The sequence below is a fragment of the Aquipuribacter aurantiacus genome (assembly GCF_051216895.1).
Lineage (GTDB): Bacteria > Actinomycetota > Actinomycetes > Actinomycetales > JBBAYJ01 > Aquipuribacter.
The window spans coordinates 70,339-88,616 of record NZ_JBPKAO010000011.1 but is presented as its reverse complement, the minus strand read 5'-3'; the positions used below and the strand labels follow the sequence as shown (position 1 = coordinate 88,616).

Below are 18,278 nucleotides of genomic sequence, written 5' to 3'. Positions count from 1 at the left end.
TGCGGGAGGTCAGGTGGGACGACTGCGCAAGGTCCGCACCATGCCCTGGACGTCCCGGCGCATGCCCGGCCACACGCCCACCACGAGCAGACCGACCCCCCCCGAGACCGGGAGGCCGACGAGGAGGACCACAGCGCTGCCGGCGTCGGCGAGGGGAATGGCCACTCCCAGGGCGGCGCCGGCCATCAGCACCGCCAGGACGAAGGGACGGGCCACCGCCTTCACGATGTCCCGCAGTCTCACGGGGGTGCCGCGACCCGCCAGGTACAGCCCCAGGGGCGCGAGGACCAAGCTGATCGCGGCCTGCGTCATGGCGATGCCCACCAGACCCCAGGGCAAACCGACGAAGTACCCGGCGATGACGACGGGGCGGCTGAAGAGGGCCCAGCGCGCCCACTGCCAGGCCCGGTCCGAGGTGGCGTACAGCCAGCCGTTGGTGTACCCGACCACCGTGAACAACCCGGCCACGGACAGCCAGCGGAACACCTCGACCGACTCCGACCATTGCGGTCCGAGCATGATGGCGACGACCGCTTCGGCCAGCACCACGAGAACCAGCACCAGCGGCATGCACACGTACGCGATGCCCGACAGCACCGTCAGGTAGTAGCGGCGGTACCGCTCGTCGTCGCCCCACAGCGCGCCCATGGTGGGGCGCATGACGTTGGCCACCGGCTGAAGGACCTGCTCCAGCGGCGCGTTGAGCAGGTTGTAGGCGCGGGAGTAGATGCCCACCTGCGGAGCGCCCAGGAACGCGCCGATGATGACGGCGTCGGAGTTGCGGCCCACGTAGTTGATCAGGTGGAAGCTGGACACGCCTCCGCCGAACTTGAGCATGCTCCCGATGCCCGTACGGCGGTGCGGCAGGCCCGGTCGCCACGGCATGGCCGTCCAGGACAGCAGCACCCCGACGGCCGTCTGCACCAGGACCTGGATGATGAGGGACCAGTACCCCGCACCGACGAGCGCAGCGATGACGGACGCCACGATGCCGGCCACCACGGAGATCAGCTGCCGCAGCGCGACCTGGCGGTGCATCAGACGCCTCATGAGCAGCGCCTGGTGCTGCACGCCCAGCCCGGCGACCGCGAAGGACGTCGCGCTGACGACGGTGATGAGGAGCAGCTCGTCGCGGTCGAACGCGAGCGCGATCAACGGGGCGAAGGCCATGGCCAGCAGCATGAGGACGATGCCGAACAGCACGTTCAGCCAGAACAGCGTGCTCGACTGGGCGTGGTTGATGGTCTTGCGCTGGATCACGGCCTCGCTGATGCCGAGCGTGCCGACGACCGTGACCAGCCCGGTGATGGCGGTGACGATGGCCACCAGCCCGTAGTCGTCCGGCGTCAGGAGCCGCGCGAGAATGGGGATGCTGGCCAGCCGCAGGGCGTAGGACAGCCCTTGCGTACCGACGTTCCAGGCGATCCCCCTGGCGCTGCGACCACTGGCGCCCTGCATCTCCGGCCGTTGAAGCACCGCGTCCAGGCGGTCCTGGGCCTCGGTCACGCGGGAGAGGACCGGGACGGGACGTCGGCCAGCCACGACTCGGCCTCGGCCCGCACCGACGACGGCACCTGCGCCGACGCCCACCGCTCGCTGCGCGCCTGCAGGCGCCCGGGAGCCACTCCCGCCGCGGCGGCCCGCACGAGCAGCCCCGGGTCCCGCCGGCGCAGCGCCAGGGCGGCGTAGGTCCGCGCCGCGTCCCAGCGGCGACCGGAGCGCAGCTCCAGGTCCCCCCAGATGAAGTCCCAGCTGTCGAACTCGGGGGCGACGCCGCGCTCGGCCTGCAGCGCCTCCAGACGGGGCCTCAGCTGTGCCTTGGCCGCCCGGCCGCCGGCGGTCCCGCGGGACAGGCCGCCACCGTGCACGAGGTAGCCGACCACCGGGCGGTCGACGACGGCAAGCGGGGCCGCCAACGACACCCGGACCCACATCTCGTAGTCCCCGTGGTGCCGCATCGACTCGTCGAACCCGCCGACCTCGTCCAGCACCCGCCGTGCGACCACCGTCGCGGAGCCGCCGCCGGGGATCAGGTTGACGGCGATCTGGCGACGCTGCAGGCCGGGCGCGGGCGGCGCCTGCCACGACAGGATGCGCAGGTCGTCGTCCACCGACACCGCACCGGCGGTCACCCAGCCCGCCCCGTCCAGGGCGTCGACGGCCGCCATCTGGGCCGCGAGCTTGTCCGGGGCCCACAGGTCGTCGTCGTCCAGGAACGCCACCCACGGGGCCGTGGTGCTGGCGGTGCCCACGTTGCGCGCGGCGCACGGGCCGCCGTGCGGGACCCTGGCCGGGACCAGACGCACCCTGTCGTCCTGCATCGACTCGACGACGGCCTCGGCGAGCCCCTGGTCCCCGTCGTCGACCACGACGACCTCGAGGTCCACGTCCCGCTGACACAGGACCGTCGTCAGCGTGCGACGGAGCAGGTCGGGCCGGTCGTGGGTGGGGATGACGACGGCGACGCGGTGCCGCGTCACCCCGTCTCGCTGCTCGTCCACATCTGGCGAGGGTAGACGCTGGGGGCGCCCGGAAGTGGCGTACGACCGAACGGGACCCCTGACGGACGCTCACACCGGGGTGCGCTCGAGACCCTCCCGGTAGCCGACGACCACGGCCGGCGTCCCCACGGCGATCGCCCCGGCCGGAATGTCGCGCGTGACCACGGAGCCGGCCCCGACCACGGCCCCGTCGCCGATGGTGACCCCCGGCACGACGACCACCCGCACACCGAGCCACACGCCCCGGCCCAGGACGACGTCCTTCTCCCGCTTGGGCTGGTCCATCACGTGCGCCCCCCACCGCGTGCCGTAGTTGCTGGCGGTGATGAACACCTCGGGGGCCAGCAGGCAGCCGTCCCCCAGCACGATGCGACCGGTGGACTCCCCGGCCCACAGCGAGGTCCGCTCCCCCACGAACACGGAGTCGCCCAGGACGATCCGTTCGCCGTTGCGCAGGCTCGCGTTGGGCGACATGTGCAGGTTTGCCCCGGTCGTGAGCCGTCGCCGGTCCTGCAGGTGGCCGTAGGCGTAGAAGTTGACGAGCTTGAGGACGTGGAACCAGGTGCGGGGGTCGAGGAGTCGGGTCAGGGCGAGGTAGATCGTGGTCACGCGTGGTGTCCCTTCGGGGCCGTCAGGAGCATGACGGTAGGGCCCCGTGGCGCCCTCTGTTCACCGATGCGACGAGGACAACACCGCAGGTCGTAGGCCTGCCGCGTGTCCTCCACGGGCCGCAGCGGGTTCCTCACCGAGCGTGCACCGAACGACCTCGGACGACACCGCGTTGCTGCGACCGGGGGATCGGTCGGGCCCCTTTGGCTCCGTGCGCGCCCTCCAGCCCTTACCGTGAGAGACGACCGCCACCGGAGGCAGGGGGTGACGAGCCCCCACGGGGGCTCAGGAGGAGGACTACCAGGTGCCCCACACCATGTCCGTCGTCGTACCTGCCCACGACGAGGAGGCCGTCCTCGGACGTTGCCTCGCGTGGCTGGACGAGCTCCCCGTCGGTGAGGTCCTGACCGTCGTGGCCGCGAACGGCTGCACGGACGGCACCGTCGCGCTGGCGCAGCGGTTGGCCGCGGGCCGCCCGGACGTCCTCGTGCTCGACCTGCCCGCCCCCGGCAAGGCCGGCGCGATCCGGGCGGGTGACGACGCCGCCGGTGACGTCCTCCCCCGGGTGTACCTGGACGCCGACATCGCGGTGGACGTGACGACGCTGCGGGGCCTGCGCGACGCGCTAGACGAGCAGACCGCGCCCCGGGTGGCCGCTCCCCGGCCCCGGTTCCGGCTCGACGGACGGCCGTGGCCGGTCCGGGCGTTCTACGACGTCTTCGAGGCCCTGCCGTACGCCCGCGACGGGCTGGTGGGCCTGGGCGTCTACGCCGTCAACCGCGAAGGTCACGCCCGGGTCGGCGGCATGCCCGACGTCGTGGCCGACGACCTGTACGTCCAGCGGATGTTCGACCGCACGGAGCGCCTGGTCGTGGCCGGGACCTTCGACGTGCAGACCCCCCGCACGACCGCAGCGCTGGTCAAGGTGCGCACCCGGGTGGCCCAGGGCAACGCCGAGCTGGCCGACGACGCCCAGCAGCGGCCCGAGCTGGCCTCCTCGGCGGGCAGCACCGGCCGGGCGCTGCTGCGCCTCGCGGCGGCCCGCCCGTCGGCGGCCGCGGCGGTGGCCTGCTACGTCGGGGTGACCGCGGTCGCGCGGCTACGCGCCCGCGGGGGCACCACCCGCTGGGAGCGCGACACCACCACCCGGACGTCCGAGGACCCCCGGGAGCGGGTGCAGCTGGACATGCTGGGCTTTGACCCGCTCACCAGCGACGAGGTGGTCGAGCACGTGCTGTCGGCGCTGCAGGACGGGCGGGGCGGCGTCATCGTCACCCCCAACGTCGACATCATGCAGCGCTGCCGCGACCCCCGGGTCGCGACCCTGTTCCGCTCGGCCGACCTCGTGCTCGCCGACGGCGCCCCCGTCGTCATCGCGAGCCGGCTGGCCGGGGACCCGCTGCCCGAGCGCGTGACCGGCTCCGGGCTCGTCCCGCAGCTGTCCGCCGCGTCCGCCGAGTCCGGGCGCTCGGTGTTCCTGCTGGGCGGCGCCCCAGGTATCGCCGTCCGCGCCGCAGCCGCCTTGCAGGCCCAGTCCCCGCAGCTGCGGGTGGTCGGTACGTACTGCCCGCCGATGGGGTTCGAGTCGGACCCGGACGAGATGAGGGCCATCGAGAAGGCCGTCACCTCGGCCGCCCCCGACATCGTGTTCGTCGCTCTGGGTGCACCCAAGCAGGAACTGTTGTCCGCCCACCTCGCGGACCTGCTCCCCGGGACCTGGTTCCTGGGCTGCGGGGCGGCGCTCACCATGGTCGCCGGCGACGTGGCCCGGGCTCCGGGTTGGGTGCAGCGGGTGGGCGGGGAGTGGATCCACCGGCTCGTCATGGAGCCGCGCCGCATGGCCCGCCGCTACCTGGTCGACGGCATCCCCTACGCGCTGCAGCTGATGCTGTGGTCGCTGCGGGCCTCGCGCCGCCCCGACGCGGTGCAGGGGTGAACCGCAGGGTCGCCTACCTGGTCAGCCAGTACCCCGGGCTCTCGCTCGCGTTCATCGACCGCGAGATCGACGCCCTGCGGGCGACCGGGCGTGAGGTGGTGACGCTGTCCGTGCGTCCTGCCGCCGCGAACGACCTGCGCACCGACGCGGCCCGGCACAGCGCCGCCACCACCCCCACCGTCCTGGGCGAGGGCGTCCCCCGCGTGCTGCGGGCGGCCGTGCGGATGGCCGCGCGGCACCCCCGCACCGTGCTGTCCGGCGTGCGCCAGGCGCTCGGGCGGGGGGCCCCACGGCTGCGCAGCAAGGTGTTCCAGGGGTTCTACCTGCTGGAGGCCATCCGGCTGCTCGAGCTGATGGACGACGCCGACGTCAGGCACGTGCACGCCCACTTCGCCAACAACGCGGCCGACATCGCCCGGGCGGCCGTGGACCTGGCCAACCGCCGTGACGGCGGCGGCTGGTCCTGGTCGTTCTCGATGCACGGTCCGACAGAGTTCGAGGACCCGGTCGGGTACGACCTGGACGCCAAGGTGCGCTCCGCACGCTTCGTCGCCTGCATCACCGACTTCTGCCGCAGCCAGCTCATGCGGTGGACCGCACCGGAGGTATGGGAACGGCTGCACCTGGTCCGGATGAGCGTCGACACCGACCGCTATCGGCCCGTCGACCGGCCCCGCGAGCCGGGCGCCGCGCTGCGCGTGCTGTTCGTCGGCCGGCTCGTGCCGGAGAAGGGCCCGAGCGTCCTCCTGGACGCGGTCCGGTCGGCCCCCGACGTGCCGCTGAACGTCAAGGTGGTCGGTACCGGCCCGCTGTCGGACGCGCTGGCCGCACAGGTCCGTCGCGACGGCCTGGAGACCTGGGTGACGCTGGTCGGACCGCTGGGGCAGGACGAGCTGCCCCAGATGTACGAGTGGGCCGACGTCCTCGTCCTCCCGAGCTTCGCGGAGGGGCTGCCCGTGGTGCTGATGGAGGCGCTCGCGACGTCCCTGCCCGTCGTGACCACACCCATCGCCGGCATCAGCGAGCTGGTCCAGGACGGGGTCACGGGCCTGCTGACCGCCCCCGGCCGGCCCGACCTGCTGGCGGCCGCGTTACGACGCCTCTGGGCCGACCCCGAGCTCCGCACCCGGATGGGTGAGGCGGGGTGCGCCCGGGTCCACGAGGACCACCGCCCGGCACCCAATGCCGAGCTGATGGACGCGCTGCTCCCCTGAGGGCCCAGGACGCCTCGCCGACGGGGCGACTGCCGGACAGGGGGCGCCCCGGTCCGGCTGTCGTCACTCGTCGGGCTTGCCGTAGTCCATGGGCATCGCTTCGAGCTGGTCCCACGGGAAGTCGGCCATGACCTCGTAGGCGGGGGTGTCGCCCAGGTAGTCGTCCCACGGGTCGACCCCGGTCCTGGCCTCGGCCGCGTCGCCGCTCTCGGTGTACACCCCCGTGGCTCCCGCCTTGTCGACCACCACGAACCCGTGGACCTGTGCCGCCCGCGCGACCATGGCCGCTACCGGGTGCAGGTCGAGGGCGTCCACGTCGACGTCGGCGGGCAGACGGAGTCGCAGGCCCTCTGGCACGGCGTCCGGGTCGTCGCTGAACCCGTCGCTGCGCTGCGCGGGCCAGCTGTAGGTCTGGTAGGTCGCGGGCTCGGCCGCCAGCAGGGCCACCGCGTGGTCGATCGAACCGCGCTCGACGTCGGCGAGGCTGACCATGCCGCCGGCGTGCGACAGCCCGGTCGCGGTCGTGCCGAAGTCGCCGTCGAAGTACCCGGGGCTGCTCGACACGTCGTCGAGGCGCCCGCCCCAGCAGGCCTGCCAGCCGTCGTCGACCTGCTCGGCCCGCCAGAACTCCCAGATCTGGTCGGTGTCCGGGGAGTACATGACCAGCGCACCGTCGTTGCCCTCCGCCGGGCGCGCGTCCGGCGGGATGGGGACGTCGGCGAAGTGGGCGGCGTCCTCGTACAGCCCCGACGGCGTGTAGCCCTTGTCCTGGCAGTCGTCGAACTCGACGTCCACCCGGGGCGTGCTCTCGTCGACGACGTAGTACGCGACGTTGTACTGGTCCAGGTTGAAGGTGGCGATACCACCGAAGTGTTTGTCCACCGTCCCGGTCAGGTGGGACACGATGCCGTCGGAGTTGTCGTGCACCGGGGCGTCCAGCAGGACGTCGCGCCAGACGGAGTCCTCGCCGAACGGGAAGCCCTCGGGCGTCGGACCGGCCTGGGGCGGACCGGCCATGGGCTCCTTCTCGGCCGTGGTCGACTCGGCGGGCTCGGGCTCCCCGCCGGCCACTGTGGCGTCGCGGGGTGCCGCGGAGACGTCGTCGTCGGACGTCACGTCCAAACGTGGGACGAGGACCGCGACCCCGACCGCCACCACGGCGCCCGCACCGAGGAAGGCACCGCGACGCAGTCGTCGGTCCTTGGTCGTCCGGGAGCTCGTCCCGCTCAGGTGGTCCATCAGATCCCTCTCATCGGGTGGCGGCTGGCCCGCCGGGCAGCGAACAGGGACAGTAACGGCCACCAGGTGCGCGGCCGGCGCAGGAGCCACTGCAGGCGCTCGCCCGCCTGCTCGCCCCGACCGCCGCTGCGGGCGGACCGGAACTCGTCCCAGTGCACCCGCGCGTAGGCCTGCTGCCGGAGACCGTCGGACATCCAGGGGCTCTCGGCGTGCGAGTCGATGATGTCGTCGAAGCACCGCCGGGTGAGGTCCCAGTCCGACGAGGCCTGCGAGTCGTGCAGGTGGTACCGCACCGTCGGCAGCGGCAGGGCGATACCCGGCCCCTTCTCGATGACCCGGAGCCACAGATCGAGGTCCTGGGCACGCGGCAGCGGCCGAAAGCCGCCGATGCGGTCCAGCAGGTCGCGTCGCACCATGGTCCCGCTGGTGGTGATGACGTTGCCGGGCACCAGCAGGCGACGGGGGCTGAGCCGCACCGGACGCCGCCAGGGGTTGCCCATTAGACGCCCGCCGGTCGTGATCGACGGGGCCGTGACCAGGGCCTCGCCCTCGGACGCGGCCACCATCCGCTCCAGGTGGTCCGGGAGCCACTCGTCGTCGGAGTCCAGGAACGCCACCCACGCCGCCGTGGCCCGGGCGATCCCGGCGTTCCGGGCCCGCCCGCTGCCACCGTTCTGCGCCATCCTGACCAGCGTCGCACCGTGGCGCAGGGCGACGTCCGGGGTGTCGTCGGTGCTCACGTCGTCGACGACCACGACCTCCGCCGGACGGACCGTTTGCGCGGCGATGCTGCGCAGCGCACGGTCGAGCATCTCCGGGCGGTTGTGCACGGGGATGACGACGGCGACGTCGACCACCCGTCGGGGGGCGACGGACGTGTCGACAGCGCTGGTGCTGGTCATGCGGGATCCTCTCGACCTGCTGGTGGGACGGTTGACGGTCTCGCCCGACGCTCCGGTCAGCCGTTCGTCCATACGCTAACCCGGTACGTGTACGGCCCAGACCCGTGCAATGGATGGGGCTTCCGGCGTTGGGCCCCGCTGGCACGGCTAGCCTCGTCGCCATGCGCATCCACCCGTTACCCGTCGCCGGTGCGGCTCTCGTCGAGCTGGAGCTCCGGCAGGACGAGCGAGGCTTCTTCGCCCGGTCGTTCGACCGGGACGAGTTCGTCGCCGCCGGCCTGGAGCCGACGGTCGAGCAGTGCAACGTGTCCTTCAACCACACCGCAGGGACGTTGCGCGGCATGCACTGGCAGGACGCGACCGCGCCGGAGGCCAAGCTGGTCCGCTGCACCCGAGGCGCCATCAGCGACGTGCTGGTCGACATGCGACCCGACTCGCCCACCTACCTGCAGCACCACGCGGTGGAGCTGACCGAGGACAACCTGCTGGCGCTGTATGTGCCGCCGGTGTGCGCCCACGGCTACCTGACCCTGCGCGACCGCACTGAGGTGACCTACCAGGTGAGCGGCGCCTACACCCCGGGCGCGGAGCACGGCCTGCGGCACGACGACCCGGCGCTGGCCATCCCCTGGGCAGGACGGGTCGTGGTGGTGTCGCAGAAGGACCGCTCGTGGCCCCTCATGGACGCCGGCGCAGGCCGCTAGGTCAGTACGCGCCACGGGCCCGCAGCACCGCACCGACGGTGCGCGTCAGGATGGAAAGGTCGAAGCCGAGGGACCAGTTCTCGACGTAGCGCACGTCCAGGCGACGGGTCTCCGCCCACGGCAGGTCGGAGCGGCCGTGGATCTGCCACAACCCGGTCAGGCCGGGCTTGACCAGCAGCCGGCGACGCTCGACGTCGTCGTACTGGTCCACCTCGGTGGGCAGGGCCGGGCGGGGGCCGACGAACGACATGTCGCCGCGCAGGATGTTGATCAGCTGCGGCAGCTCGTCCAGCGAGGTGCGTCGAAGCAGCGACCCCACCCGCGTGACGCGCGGGTCGACCTTGAGCTTGAACAGCGGCCCGGCGCCCTCGTTGGTGTCCAGCAGGGCCTGCTTGGTCTGCTCGGCGTCGACCTTCATGGTCCGGAACTTGATCATGGTGAACAGCTCACCGTCGAGGCCCACGCGCTGCTGCGTGAAGAACGCCGGCCCCCGACTGGTCAGGCGGACGGCCGCAGCGACCACGGCGAAGAAGGGCAGCAGCAGCAGGACAGCGACGCCGCTGACGGTACGGTCGGCGATGGCCTTGACCAGCCGGCGCGAGCCGCTCAGCTCGGGGTGACCGATCCGGATGATGGGCAGCCCGCACACCGTGGGCACGGTCACGCGGGGGCCGATGGCCTCGACCAGCGGGGGTGCGATAGCCAGCTCACGGCCGTCGGCCTCGAGCTCGCGCTGCGTGTGACGCAGGTCCTGCAGGTCGGTGATGGACGTGCCCTGGCAGAACATGACGACGTCGGCCGCCGCCTCACGGGCCCGTACGACGACGTCCGTGCGACCGCCGTCGTGGTGCAGACCGCGGGGGGTGCCGTCGGCCGGGTCGAGCACGACCTGGTCCACGACGTGCCAGCCGTGGTAGCTGTTGCGGTGGATCCGGTCGGTGACGGCCTCCACGTCGGCGCGCGGGCCGACCGCCAGGACTCGGAGCCGGACCGCGCCCCGCTTGTTGGCGGCCTGGGCGAACGACCGCAGCACCGCACGGGCCGCGAGGGTGCCCACGAGGCTCCCGCCCAGGGCGATGACTGCGGCCGAGGCCAGGTAGTCGGGAGCGAACACCCAGCCGCTGCCGAGGACGACGAGCCCCGCGAGGGCGGAGCCCGTACCCACCCGCTGGACCTCTTCGTTACCGCTCCAGAGGATGCGCTCCTCGTAGGCGCGGGCCACGACCAGGCAGAGCACCCAGAAGGCGCCCAGGAACGGGGTGGCGAGCAGCCCGAGCGCCGGGACTGTGCCCTGGACCACGAGGGTCAGGAGAACCGTGACCACCATGACCGCGGCAACGCCGGCGTCCATCAGCGCGACGGACAGGCTCTTGAAGGCCGGCGCAGGGTGCGCCGTGCGGGGCCGCTCGGGGGCCGCGGTCGGCTCGCCGGCTCGCTCGGCAGACGGGACGACGGGCGTGGTCCGCAACGGGTGGCTGGTCGCGGCGAAGTCGAGGTCCTCCAGCGCCTGCTGGACCGAGGAACGAACCTCGCGGTCGCGCTCCCGCAGGTCGACGACCTGATCAGTAACGTGCACAGGTCGGTGGCGCCTGGACGCGCGCAGCAACGTTCGTTCGGTCACAGTGAGCCTCCGGCGGCTGGCTGGGGGGGGGTGAAACGGCATCTCCGTTGAGCCGCGCGGACAGTGGGGGATGTTCGTCGTGCTGGCGTGCTCGTTCGTCAAGGACGGTAACCGTGGAGTCCCCAGCCGCGATCCCGGTTACGCGTTATCCGGACAACTACTTCATAGCGTCCACGAGTCGTCACTCACAGTGCAACGCAGCCGCCCGCAGCGTGGCGGTTGCTCCGGTTACGTCCGTCTCGTCCGGTTCTGCGGCTAGTAGGCCCCACGACCGCGCAGCACGGCCTCGACCGTGCGCAGGATGATCGACACGTCGAAGCCCAGCGACCAGTTCTCGACGTAGCGGACGTCGAGGCGCCGGGACTCCGTCCAGGACAGGTCGCTGCGGCCGTGGACCTGCCACAGCCCGGTCAGGCCCGGCGTGACCAGCAGCCGGCGACGGATGAACGGGTCGTAGGCGTCCGCCTCGTCGGGCAGGCTCGGCCGCGGCCCGACGAACGACATCTCGCCCCGCAGGATGTTGACCAGCTGGGGCAGCTCGTCCAGCGACGTGCGCCGCAGGATCCGCCCGACCCGCGTCACCCGGGGGTCCTCACGCAGCTTGAACAGCAGGCCCGAGCCCTCGTTCGCCTCCAGCAGCGCCGCCTTGCGCGCCTCGGCGTCGACGTACATGGTGCGGAACTTGACCATGCTGAACAGGTGACCGTCACGCCCCACCCGGACCTGCCGGAACAGCGACGGGCCCTTGCTGTCGAGGCGGACGGCCAGCGCGACCGCCAGCAGGAGCGGGCCCAGCACCAGCAGGACGACCGCCGACACGAACCGGTCGGCGACGGCCTTGATGACGCGCCGGGGGCCGGTCAGCTCGGGCAGGCCGAGGCGCACCACGGGCAGGCCGCACACCGAGCTGATGCTCACCCGGGGGCCGATGGCCTCGACCAGCGGTGGCGCGATGGCGAGCTCCCGGCCCTCCACCTCCAGCTGCTGCTGCACCTGCCGCAGGTCCTCGATGTCCCCGACGCTCGTACCCGGGCACAGCAGGACGACGTCCGCGCCCGCCCGGGACGCCACCGACACCACGTCGGCCGGGCTGCCGAGCCGGACCGGCCCGTCCACGCGCGGACCGCTGTCGGGCGTGCACGCGGCGACGACCTTCCAGCCGTGGTAGCGGTTGCGGTCGATCCGGGCGCTGACGATGCGGACGTCCTCGGCCGGACCGACCGCGAGCACCCGCACCCGCACCATGCCCTCACGGTGGCGCCGCTGCGACGCCACGCGGACGAGCCAGCGCGCCACCAGGGTCACCAGCACCAGCACCCCGACGGTGCCGAGCCCTGGCAGGGCCAGGGCGGGCGGCAGCCACAGCCAGCCCACCAGCAGCACGCCGACGGTCACCGCTCCCCCGGCCGCCATGACGCGACGTCCCTCGGCGGAGCCCGACCACAGGTAGCGGGGCTCGTAGGCACGGGTCAGAGCCAGCGCGGCCACCCAGGCCACCGCGGCCACCGGCACGAGCAGGAACGACCAGACCGGCAGCGGGGCCAGCGGCACGGCGACGGCCAGCGCCAGCAGCACCACCACGGCGGCCGTCCCGGCGTCGAGCCGGTGCAGCCCGGACGGGCCCTCGTCCACCAGCGGGCGGCGCTCGACCTCCGCCCCGTCCGGTGCCGGGCGGGGCTGGACGTGGTCGAGGCCCAGGTCGGGGTCGACCCCGACGTCCGTGGGCCTGCCGACGCCGCTGGGCGCTCCCGGTGCGAACGTCTCGTGCCACGACGAGTCCGCCGGGCCGGGCTGGTCCTGCGACACGGAGCGCTCGGTCATGTGTCTGGTCCTCACCGGTGCTCGGTACGGGAAGTCTCGGCGCTGAGTCCTTGGAGGTCGTCGACTGTATGGCGCAGGCGGCGGCGCCATGGGCGGTTTCGGTGAGATCGAGCCGAACGGAGGACGGGTCAGCCGCGGGAGTGGAACCTGAGCTGGGCCGCCTCGAGCCCCTCGGTCACCACGGTCTCGACCGCGTCGGCGGCGTCGACGACCAGCAACTCGACCTCGGCCTGCTCCCGCTTGGCGAAGCCGGTCAGCACGTAGTCGGCGGGGTCCTGCCGCCCCGGTGGCCGGCCGATGCCGCACCGCACCCGGACGTAGTCCTTGCTGCCGAGGCTCTGCGACACCGATCGCAGCCCGTTGTGGCCGCCCTCGCCGCCGCCCCGCTTGAGCTTGAGCCGCCCCAGGTCGATGTCCAGCTCGTCGTGCACCACGACCACGTGCTCGACGTCGACGCCGAAGTACCGGGCCAGGCCCGCCACCGGCGCGCCCGACACGTTCATGTACGTGGTCGGCCTGGCCAGCACGACCCGGGGCCCGGGGACGCCACCCGGACCGGCGCCGAGGCGGGTCTCGCACACCACGGCCTGCGCCCGCGAGGAGGACCTGAACCGCTCGGCGCCGGCCAGGTGGTCCACGACCACCTGGCCGATGTTGTGCCGGGTCCCCGCGTACCGGGGCCCCGGGTTGCCCAGGCCGACGACGAGCCAGGTCGCCTCGCTCATGCCGTCGGCCCGGGGCACCCCGGACGACCCGTGACCAGGTGCAGGGTCAGGAGCCGGAGTCCTCGCGCTTGGCGTCCTCCTGCTGCGCCTCCACCTCGACGGCGGCAGCGGCGGCGGCGGTCGCGCCGGCCCCGACCTCGAGCTCGGCGGCCTCGAGCGCCGCCTCGAGGCGGGTCTCGGTGACGTTGACGACGATGGACTCGGGGTCGGTGACGAGCTCGACGCCCGCGGGCATCGTGAGGTCCTTGGCGAAGACCTGGTGGCCGGCCTCGAAGCCCTCGACGTCGACGTCGATGCTCTCCGGCAGGTTCATGGCGTCGGCCAGCACCGCGAGGGTGTTGTGCTCGACGGTGACGACGGTGCCGCCCATCGACTCGCCGTGCGTGACGACGGCCACGTCGACCTGGATCTTCTCGCCGCGGCGGACCGTGACGAAGTCGACGTGCTCGATGGTGCCGCGGATGGCGTCACGCTGGACGAACTTGGCGAACGCCAGGTGCTCGGTCCCCTCGACGTCCAGGGTCAGCACGGCGTTGCGGTGCTTGAGGGCCAGCATGGTCTGGTGGCCGGGCAGCGACAGGTGCAGCGGGTCCTCGCCGTGGCCGTAGACGACGGCGGGCACCTTGTCGGCGCGACGGAGACGACGTGCGGCGCCCTTGCCGAACTCGTGGCGGGACTCGGCGGGCAGGTGGATCTCGGCGGACGACACGGTGGGGGCTCCTCGGCTGGTGGGTCAGGTGTACGCGTGCGGCACGGGTCCGCGAGCCCACACCGGCGGGCGCGATCACCACGCGCCGCGTCGATGACGGACCAGCGGTCCCTCGCCGTGACAACCGACCCAGAATAGCCGAGGTCTGGACGCGCGGGTTCTCCCGCCTTCCTCACCCGGGTCGCGCTAGACGCTGTGGGGCTCGAACAGGCTCGTCACGGACCCGTCGTCGAAGATCTCGCGGATGGCGCGGGCCAGCAGCGGGGCGATGGACAGGATGGTCAGCCGCTCGAACTGCTTGTCCGGGGTGATGGGGAGGGTGTTGGTGACGACGACCTCGTCGATGGGCGAGTCGGTCAGCCGCTGCACCGCCGGGCCGGACAGGATCGCGTGCGTCGCGGCCACGAGGATCGTGGCCGCGCCCTGCGCCTTCAGCGCCTCGGCGGCCTGCACGATCGTGCCCGCGGTGTCGATCATGTCGTCGATGAGCAGGCAGTGCCGGCCCTCGACGTGCTCGGAGCCGACGATCTCGTGGACCTGCACCTTGTTGGGCACGTTGGGGTCGCGCCGCTTGTGGACGATGGCCAGGGGGGCGCCCATCCGGTCGGACCAGACGTCGGCGACCCGGACCCGGCCCATGTCGGGGCTGACGATGGTGAGGGCCTGCTTGTCGACCCGGGTGCTGACGTAGTCGGCCAGCAGGGGCAGGGCCCACAGGTGGTCGACCGGACCGTCGAAGAAGCCCTGGATCTGCGCGGCGTGCAGGTCCACGCTGATGATCCGGTCGGCGCCGGCGGTCTTGAACAGGTCCATCATCAGGCGGGAGCTGATGGGCTCGCGGCCGCGGTGCTTCTTGTCCTGGCGGGAGTAGCCGAAGAACGGTGCCACCACGGTGACCCGCTTGGCGGAGGCCCGCTTGAGCGCGTCGACCATGAGCAGGTGCTCCATCAGCCACTGGTTGATGGGCGCGGTGTGCGACTGCAGGACGAACACGTCGCAGCCGCGCACGCTCTCCGCGAAGCGGACGTAGATCTCGCCGTTGGCGAAGTCGTAGGCGGTGGTGCTGACGATGTCCGCGCCGAGGGACTCGGCGACCTCCTTGGCCAGCGCCGGGTGGGCCCGCCCGCTGACCAGCACCAGGCGCTTCTCCGGCGTCGAGGTGATGGGGATCATGGGGTGGCTCCCTGGGAGTCGGTGGGGGTGGCGCCGTCCTGCGGGGTGACGTCGTCCTGCTGCGCGCGTGCCGCGGCCGCGGCCGACGCGGTGCCGGGGCGCTTGTCGGCGACCCAGCCCTCGGTGATCCGCTGCGGCGCGACCGACATGGCCAGCGCGCCGGGCGGGACGTCCTTGCGCAGGACGGCCCCGGCGGCGGTGTAGGCGCCGTCGCCGACGCGCAGCGGCGCGATGAGCATGTTGTCGGAGCCGATCCGGACGTGGTCGCCGATGACGCTGGCGTTCTTGCTGACCCCGTCGTAGTTGACGAAGACGCACGCCGCACCGATGTTCGACCCCACCCCGATCCGGGCGTCACCGACGTAGGTCAGGTGGGGCACCTTGGAGCCGGCACCGATGGTGGCGTTCTTGGTCTCGACGAACGTGCCGATCTTGCCGTCGGCGCCCAGGTCGGTGCCGGGCCGCAGGTAGGCGAACGGGCCGACGGTCGCGCCGGGACCGACCCGGGCGTCGCTGCCGTGCGTGCGCACGACCTGCGCGCCCTCGCCGACGTGGCAGCCCGACAGCGTGGTGTCCGGGCCGACGACGGCGCCCGCGGCGACCACGGTCCCGGCCAGCAGCTGGGTCCCGGGCAGGACGGTGGCGTCCTGGCCCAGCTCGACGTCGACGTCGACCCAGGTCGTGGCCGGGTCGATCACGCTGACCCCGGCCCGCATGTGCGCCTCGAGGACGCGGGCGTTGAGCCGGGCCCCGGCCGCGGCCAGCTGGACCCGGTCGTTGACGCCGTCGGCCTCGCCCGGGTCGTGGGCCGGCACCGCGACGACCCGCAGCCCCCGGTCGCGGGCGTGGGCGACGACGTCGGTCAGGTACTGCTCGCCCTGGGCGTTGGCGGCCCGCAGCACGGGCAGCACCTCGCGGCACAGGGCCAGGTCGAGGGCGTACACCCCGGTGTTGACCTCGCGGACGGCCCGCTGGGCCTCGTCGGCGTCCTTGTGCTCGACGATCCCGCTGACCTCGCCGGCGTCGTCGCGCAGCACGCGGCCGTAGCCGGTGGCGTCGTCGAGCACGGCCGTGAGCACGCTGACGGCGGCGCCGGGGTCCGCGGCGAGCAGCCCGGCCAGGGTCTGCTGCGTGATGAGCGGCACGTCGCCGTAGGTCACCAGCACGCGGCCGGTCGGTACGGGCTGCCCGGCGGCGGCGGCCGCGGCGTCCAGCGCCTGCAGGCCGCACCACAGCGCCCGCCCGGTGCCCGGCACCTCGTCCTGGTCGGCGACCACGACCCCGGGCAGCACCTCGGACGCGTGCGCGGCGACCTGGTCCCGGTCGTGGCGGACCACGACGACGGTGGCCCGGGCGGCCAGCGGGGCGGCCGCGGCGAGCGCGTGGCCCAGCAGCGACCGACCGCCGATCCGGTGCAGGACCTTGGGGGTCGCGGACCGCATCCGGGTGCCCTGGCCTGCGGCGAGGACGACGACCGCCTCGCAGGGTGCGTCGGTGGTGGCGTCGGGCACTGGGTGGCCTCCAGGGTGGTGCGCGGCGGCGAGGACGTCCGGACTCTATCGGTCCCGCGCCCGGCCACGGGCCGCCGCAGAGCCGCCCCACCGGCTCGCCCCCGGACCCCGGTCGGCTCCGCCCCCCCGATTCGAACGGGGACTGCACGGCTCCAAAGGCCGGCGTGCTGCCGTTACACCAGGGCGGACCGCGCGGTGGCGGGGTGCCGACCATCCTGCCGTGTCCCGGGCGGTGCCCGTCGCCGGACCGGGACGGTCCGGTCAACCGTGATGCTCCTCACCGGCACACTGGGGGGGTGACCGACGCCCGCGACAAGGACCTCGTCGCCCTCGACCCGGGGACGGCGGACCCCGCCCGTCTGGTCATCAGCGACAGCGCGTCCGGGCGGGCCCGGGTGTCCCGCCGCTCCCGGATGACCGGCACGCAGCGCCGTGAGCAGCTGCTGGACGTCGGGCGCCGGCTGTTCGCCGACAAGGGCTACGAGGGCACCAGCGTCGAGGAGATCGCCGCGGCCGCCAAGGTGTCCAAGCCCGTCGTGTACGAGCACTTCGGCGGCAAGGAGGGCCTGTACGCGGTCGTCGTCGACCGCGAGGTGCAGCAGCTGCTGGCCATCATCACCCGCGAGCTGACCACCGACGCCCACCCCCGCGTGCTCCTGGAGGGCGCGGCCATCGGGTTGCTCGACTACATCGAGACCAGCACCGACGGCTTCCGGATCCTGGTGCGCGACTCCCCCGTCGCCCAGTCCACCGGCACCTTCTCCAGCCTGCTGGGCGACACCGCGACGCAGGTCGAGCACGTGCTGGTCGACGCGTTCGCCGCCCGCGGCTTCGATCGCAAGAGCGCCCCGATGTACGCGCAGATGCTGGTCGGCATGGTCGCGATGACCGGGCAGTGGTGGCTCGAGCAGCGCAAGCCCAAGAAGGCCGAGGTCGCCGCGCACCTGGTCAACCTGGCCTGGAACGGGTTGTCGGGCCTGGAGGCGAAGCCCCGGCTGGCGCCCCGGCCCCGCGGCTAGGTTGTCCCCCATGGGGGACGGCGCACCACCTGGTAACGGCGAGGACGAGGTCGACCGCATCACCGCCGCCTGGGCCCGCGTCCGACCGGACCTGGACGTCGCCCCGCTGGAGGTGCTGTCCCGGGTCACCCGCCTGGCCCACCACCTCGACCGGGCCCGCTCGTCCACGTTCGAGGCCCACGACCTGGAGCGCTGGGAGTTCGACGTGCTGGCCGCGCTGCGTCGCAGCGGCCCGCCCCACCGGTTGACGCCGTCGCAGCTGCTGCCGCAGACCCTGGTCACCAGCGGCACCATGACCAACCGGATCGACCGGCTGACCGGTCGGGGTCTGGTCACCCGACGCGCCGACCCCAGCGACCGCCGCCTGGTCGTGGTCGAGCTCTCCGACGCCGGCCTGCAGCTGGTCGACGCGGCGATGGCGGCGCTGCTGGAGCGGGAGTCGTCGTTCCTGGCGGGCATGCCGCGGCGGGACCGCGACCGGCTCGCCGACCTGCTGCGGACCCTGGTCCGGCCCTTCGAGAGCCCGCCGGACGGGTCGCCGCACCGCTGACGCCGCTGAGGCCACTGAGCCACGCGGTCAGGTCCCGGACCGAC

The 18,278-nt window shown here is 73.1% G+C and carries 16 protein-coding genes; 5 read left to right on the top strand and 11 right to left on the bottom strand.

What is annotated here, in order from left to right:
* Positions 1-9 precede the first annotated feature (9 nt).
* The 3 genes from ACR80Q_RS14535 to ACR80Q_RS14525 form a co-directional block, all read right to left on the bottom strand.
* The gene (locus tag ACR80Q_RS14535) at positions 10-1,506 is read right to left on the bottom strand and encodes a lipopolysaccharide biosynthesis protein (protein ID WP_435378355.1); all 1,497 of its coding nucleotides are present in this window, start codon (positions 1,504-1,506) and stop codon (positions 10-12) included.
* Entirely contained in the window at positions 1,503-2,501 is a 999-nt protein-coding gene (locus ACR80Q_RS14530; protein WP_435378354.1) for a glycosyltransferase family 2 protein, read from the bottom strand. Before ACR80Q_RS14530 ends, ACR80Q_RS14535 begins: the two co-directional genes overlap by 4 nt.
* 69 nt (positions 2,502-2,570) lie before the next feature.
* Entirely contained in the window at positions 2,571-3,110 is a 540-nt protein-coding gene (locus ACR80Q_RS14525; RefSeq protein WP_435378353.1) for an acyltransferase, read from the bottom strand.
* Between the two features lie 304 nt (positions 3,111-3,414).
* On the opposite strand from ACR80Q_RS14525, the gene ACR80Q_RS14520 reads away from it, so the two are divergent.
* Positions 3,415-5,046: a WecB/TagA/CpsF family glycosyltransferase gene (locus tag ACR80Q_RS14520; RefSeq protein WP_435378352.1), complete on the top strand. Its 1,632-nt coding sequence runs from the start codon at positions 3,415-3,417 to the stop codon at positions 5,044-5,046.
* A complete protein-coding gene (locus tag ACR80Q_RS14515; protein WP_435378351.1) occupies positions 5,043-6,260 on the top strand; it encodes a glycosyltransferase family 4 protein in 1,218 nt (405 codons plus the stop codon). The genes ACR80Q_RS14520 and ACR80Q_RS14515 overlap by 4 nt, the downstream gene beginning before the upstream one ends.
* Before the next feature lie 63 nt (positions 6,261-6,323).
* On the opposite strand, the gene ACR80Q_RS14510 is transcribed toward ACR80Q_RS14515, so the two are convergent.
* Together ACR80Q_RS14510 and ACR80Q_RS14505 are read right to left on the bottom strand one after the other, a co-directional pair.
* Entirely contained in the window at positions 6,324-7,499 is a 1,176-nt protein-coding gene (locus ACR80Q_RS14510) for a hypothetical protein (RefSeq protein WP_435378350.1), read from the bottom strand.
* Positions 7,499-8,401: a glycosyltransferase family 2 protein gene (locus tag ACR80Q_RS14505; RefSeq protein WP_435378349.1), complete on the bottom strand. Its 903-nt coding sequence runs from the start codon at positions 8,399-8,401 to the stop codon at positions 7,499-7,501. The genes ACR80Q_RS14510 and ACR80Q_RS14505 overlap by 1 nt, the downstream gene beginning before the upstream one ends.
* Before the next feature lie 161 nt (positions 8,402-8,562).
* On the opposite strand from ACR80Q_RS14505, the gene ACR80Q_RS14500 reads away from it, so the two are divergent.
* Positions 8,563-9,105 (top strand): dTDP-4-dehydrorhamnose 3,5-epimerase family protein, encoded by a 543-nt coding sequence (locus ACR80Q_RS14500; RefSeq protein ID WP_435378348.1) that lies wholly within the window; start codon positions 8,563-8,565, stop codon positions 9,103-9,105.
* A 1-nt stretch (position 9,106) separates the two neighbouring features.
* Here the strand turns inward: ACR80Q_RS14500 and ACR80Q_RS14495 are convergent, their stop codons facing one another.
* From ACR80Q_RS14495 to glmU, 6 genes are all read right to left on the bottom strand, one after another.
* The gene (locus ACR80Q_RS14495) at positions 9,107-10,681 is read right to left on the bottom strand and encodes a sugar transferase (protein WP_435378347.1); all 1,575 of its coding nucleotides are present in this window, start codon (positions 10,679-10,681) and stop codon (positions 9,107-9,109) included.
* A 300-nt stretch (positions 10,682-10,981) separates the two neighbouring features.
* A complete protein-coding gene (locus ACR80Q_RS14490; protein ID WP_435378346.1) occupies positions 10,982-12,547 on the bottom strand; it encodes a sugar transferase in 1,566 nt (521 codons plus the stop codon).
* 128 nt (positions 12,548-12,675) lie between these two features.
* Positions 12,676-13,272: an aminoacyl-tRNA hydrolase gene (gene pth, locus ACR80Q_RS14485; protein WP_435378345.1), complete on the bottom strand. Its 597-nt coding sequence runs from the start codon at positions 13,270-13,272 to the stop codon at positions 12,676-12,678.
* A gap of 46 nt (positions 13,273-13,318) precedes the next feature.
* On the bottom strand, positions 13,319-13,981 hold the full coding sequence (locus ACR80Q_RS14480) for a 50S ribosomal protein L25/general stress protein Ctc (protein ID WP_435378344.1): 663 nt from the start codon (positions 13,979-13,981) through the stop codon (positions 13,319-13,321).
* 186 nt (positions 13,982-14,167) lie between these two features.
* Positions 14,168-15,154 (bottom strand): ribose-phosphate diphosphokinase, encoded by a 987-nt coding sequence (locus ACR80Q_RS14475; RefSeq protein ID WP_435378343.1) that lies wholly within the window; start codon positions 15,152-15,154, stop codon positions 14,168-14,170.
* Positions 15,151-16,665: a bifunctional UDP-N-acetylglucosamine diphosphorylase/glucosamine-1-phosphate N-acetyltransferase GlmU gene (glmU, locus tag ACR80Q_RS14470; protein ID WP_435378342.1), complete on the bottom strand. Its 1,515-nt coding sequence runs from the start codon at positions 16,663-16,665 to the stop codon at positions 15,151-15,153. The genes ACR80Q_RS14475 and glmU overlap by 4 nt, the downstream gene beginning before the upstream one ends.
* 413 nt (positions 16,666-17,078) lie before the next feature.
* Here glmU and ACR80Q_RS14465 point away from each other — a divergent pair, with 413 nt between their 5' ends.
* Complete coding sequence (locus ACR80Q_RS14465) at positions 17,079-17,684, top strand: TetR family transcriptional regulator (protein ID WP_435378399.1); 606 nt, start codon at positions 17,079-17,081, stop codon at positions 17,682-17,684.
* A gap of 10 nt (positions 17,685-17,694) precedes the next feature.
* Entirely contained in the window at positions 17,695-18,234 is a 540-nt protein-coding gene (locus ACR80Q_RS14460) for a MarR family winged helix-turn-helix transcriptional regulator (protein ID WP_435378341.1), read from the top strand.
* Positions 18,235-18,278 lie beyond the last annotated feature (44 nt).

What these genes read in the sequence shown, in the direction of transcription:
- ACR80Q_RS14510 (WP_435378350.1), bottom strand. Translation starts at nt 7,499, where the DNA reads ATGGACCACCTGAGCGGGACGAGCTCCCGGACGACCAAGGACCGACGA.
- ACR80Q_RS14505 (WP_435378349.1), bottom strand. Translation starts at nt 8,401, where the DNA reads ATGACCAGCACCAGCGCTGTCGACACGTCCGTCGCCCCCCGACGGGTG.
- ACR80Q_RS14500 (WP_435378348.1), top strand. Translation starts at nt 8,563, where the DNA reads ATGCGCATCCACCCGTTACCCGTCGCCGGTGCGGCTCTCGTCGAGCTG.
- ACR80Q_RS14490 (WP_435378346.1), bottom strand. Translation starts at nt 12,547, where the DNA reads ATGACCGAGCGCTCCGTGTCGCAGGACCAGCCCGGCCCGGCGGACTCG.
- pth (WP_435378345.1), bottom strand. Translation starts at nt 13,272, where the DNA reads ATGAGCGAGGCGACCTGGCTCGTCGTCGGCCTGGGCAACCCGGGGCCC.
- ACR80Q_RS14475 (WP_435378343.1), bottom strand. Translation starts at nt 15,154, where the DNA reads ATGATCCCCATCACCTCGACGCCGGAGAAGCGCCTGGTGCTGGTCAGC.
- ACR80Q_RS14465 (WP_435378399.1), top strand. Translation starts at nt 17,079, where the DNA reads ATGACCGGCACGCAGCGCCGTGAGCAGCTGCTGGACGTCGGGCGCCGG.
- ACR80Q_RS14460 (WP_435378341.1), top strand. Translation starts at nt 17,695, where the DNA reads ATGGGGGACGGCGCACCACCTGGTAACGGCGAGGACGAGGTCGACCGC.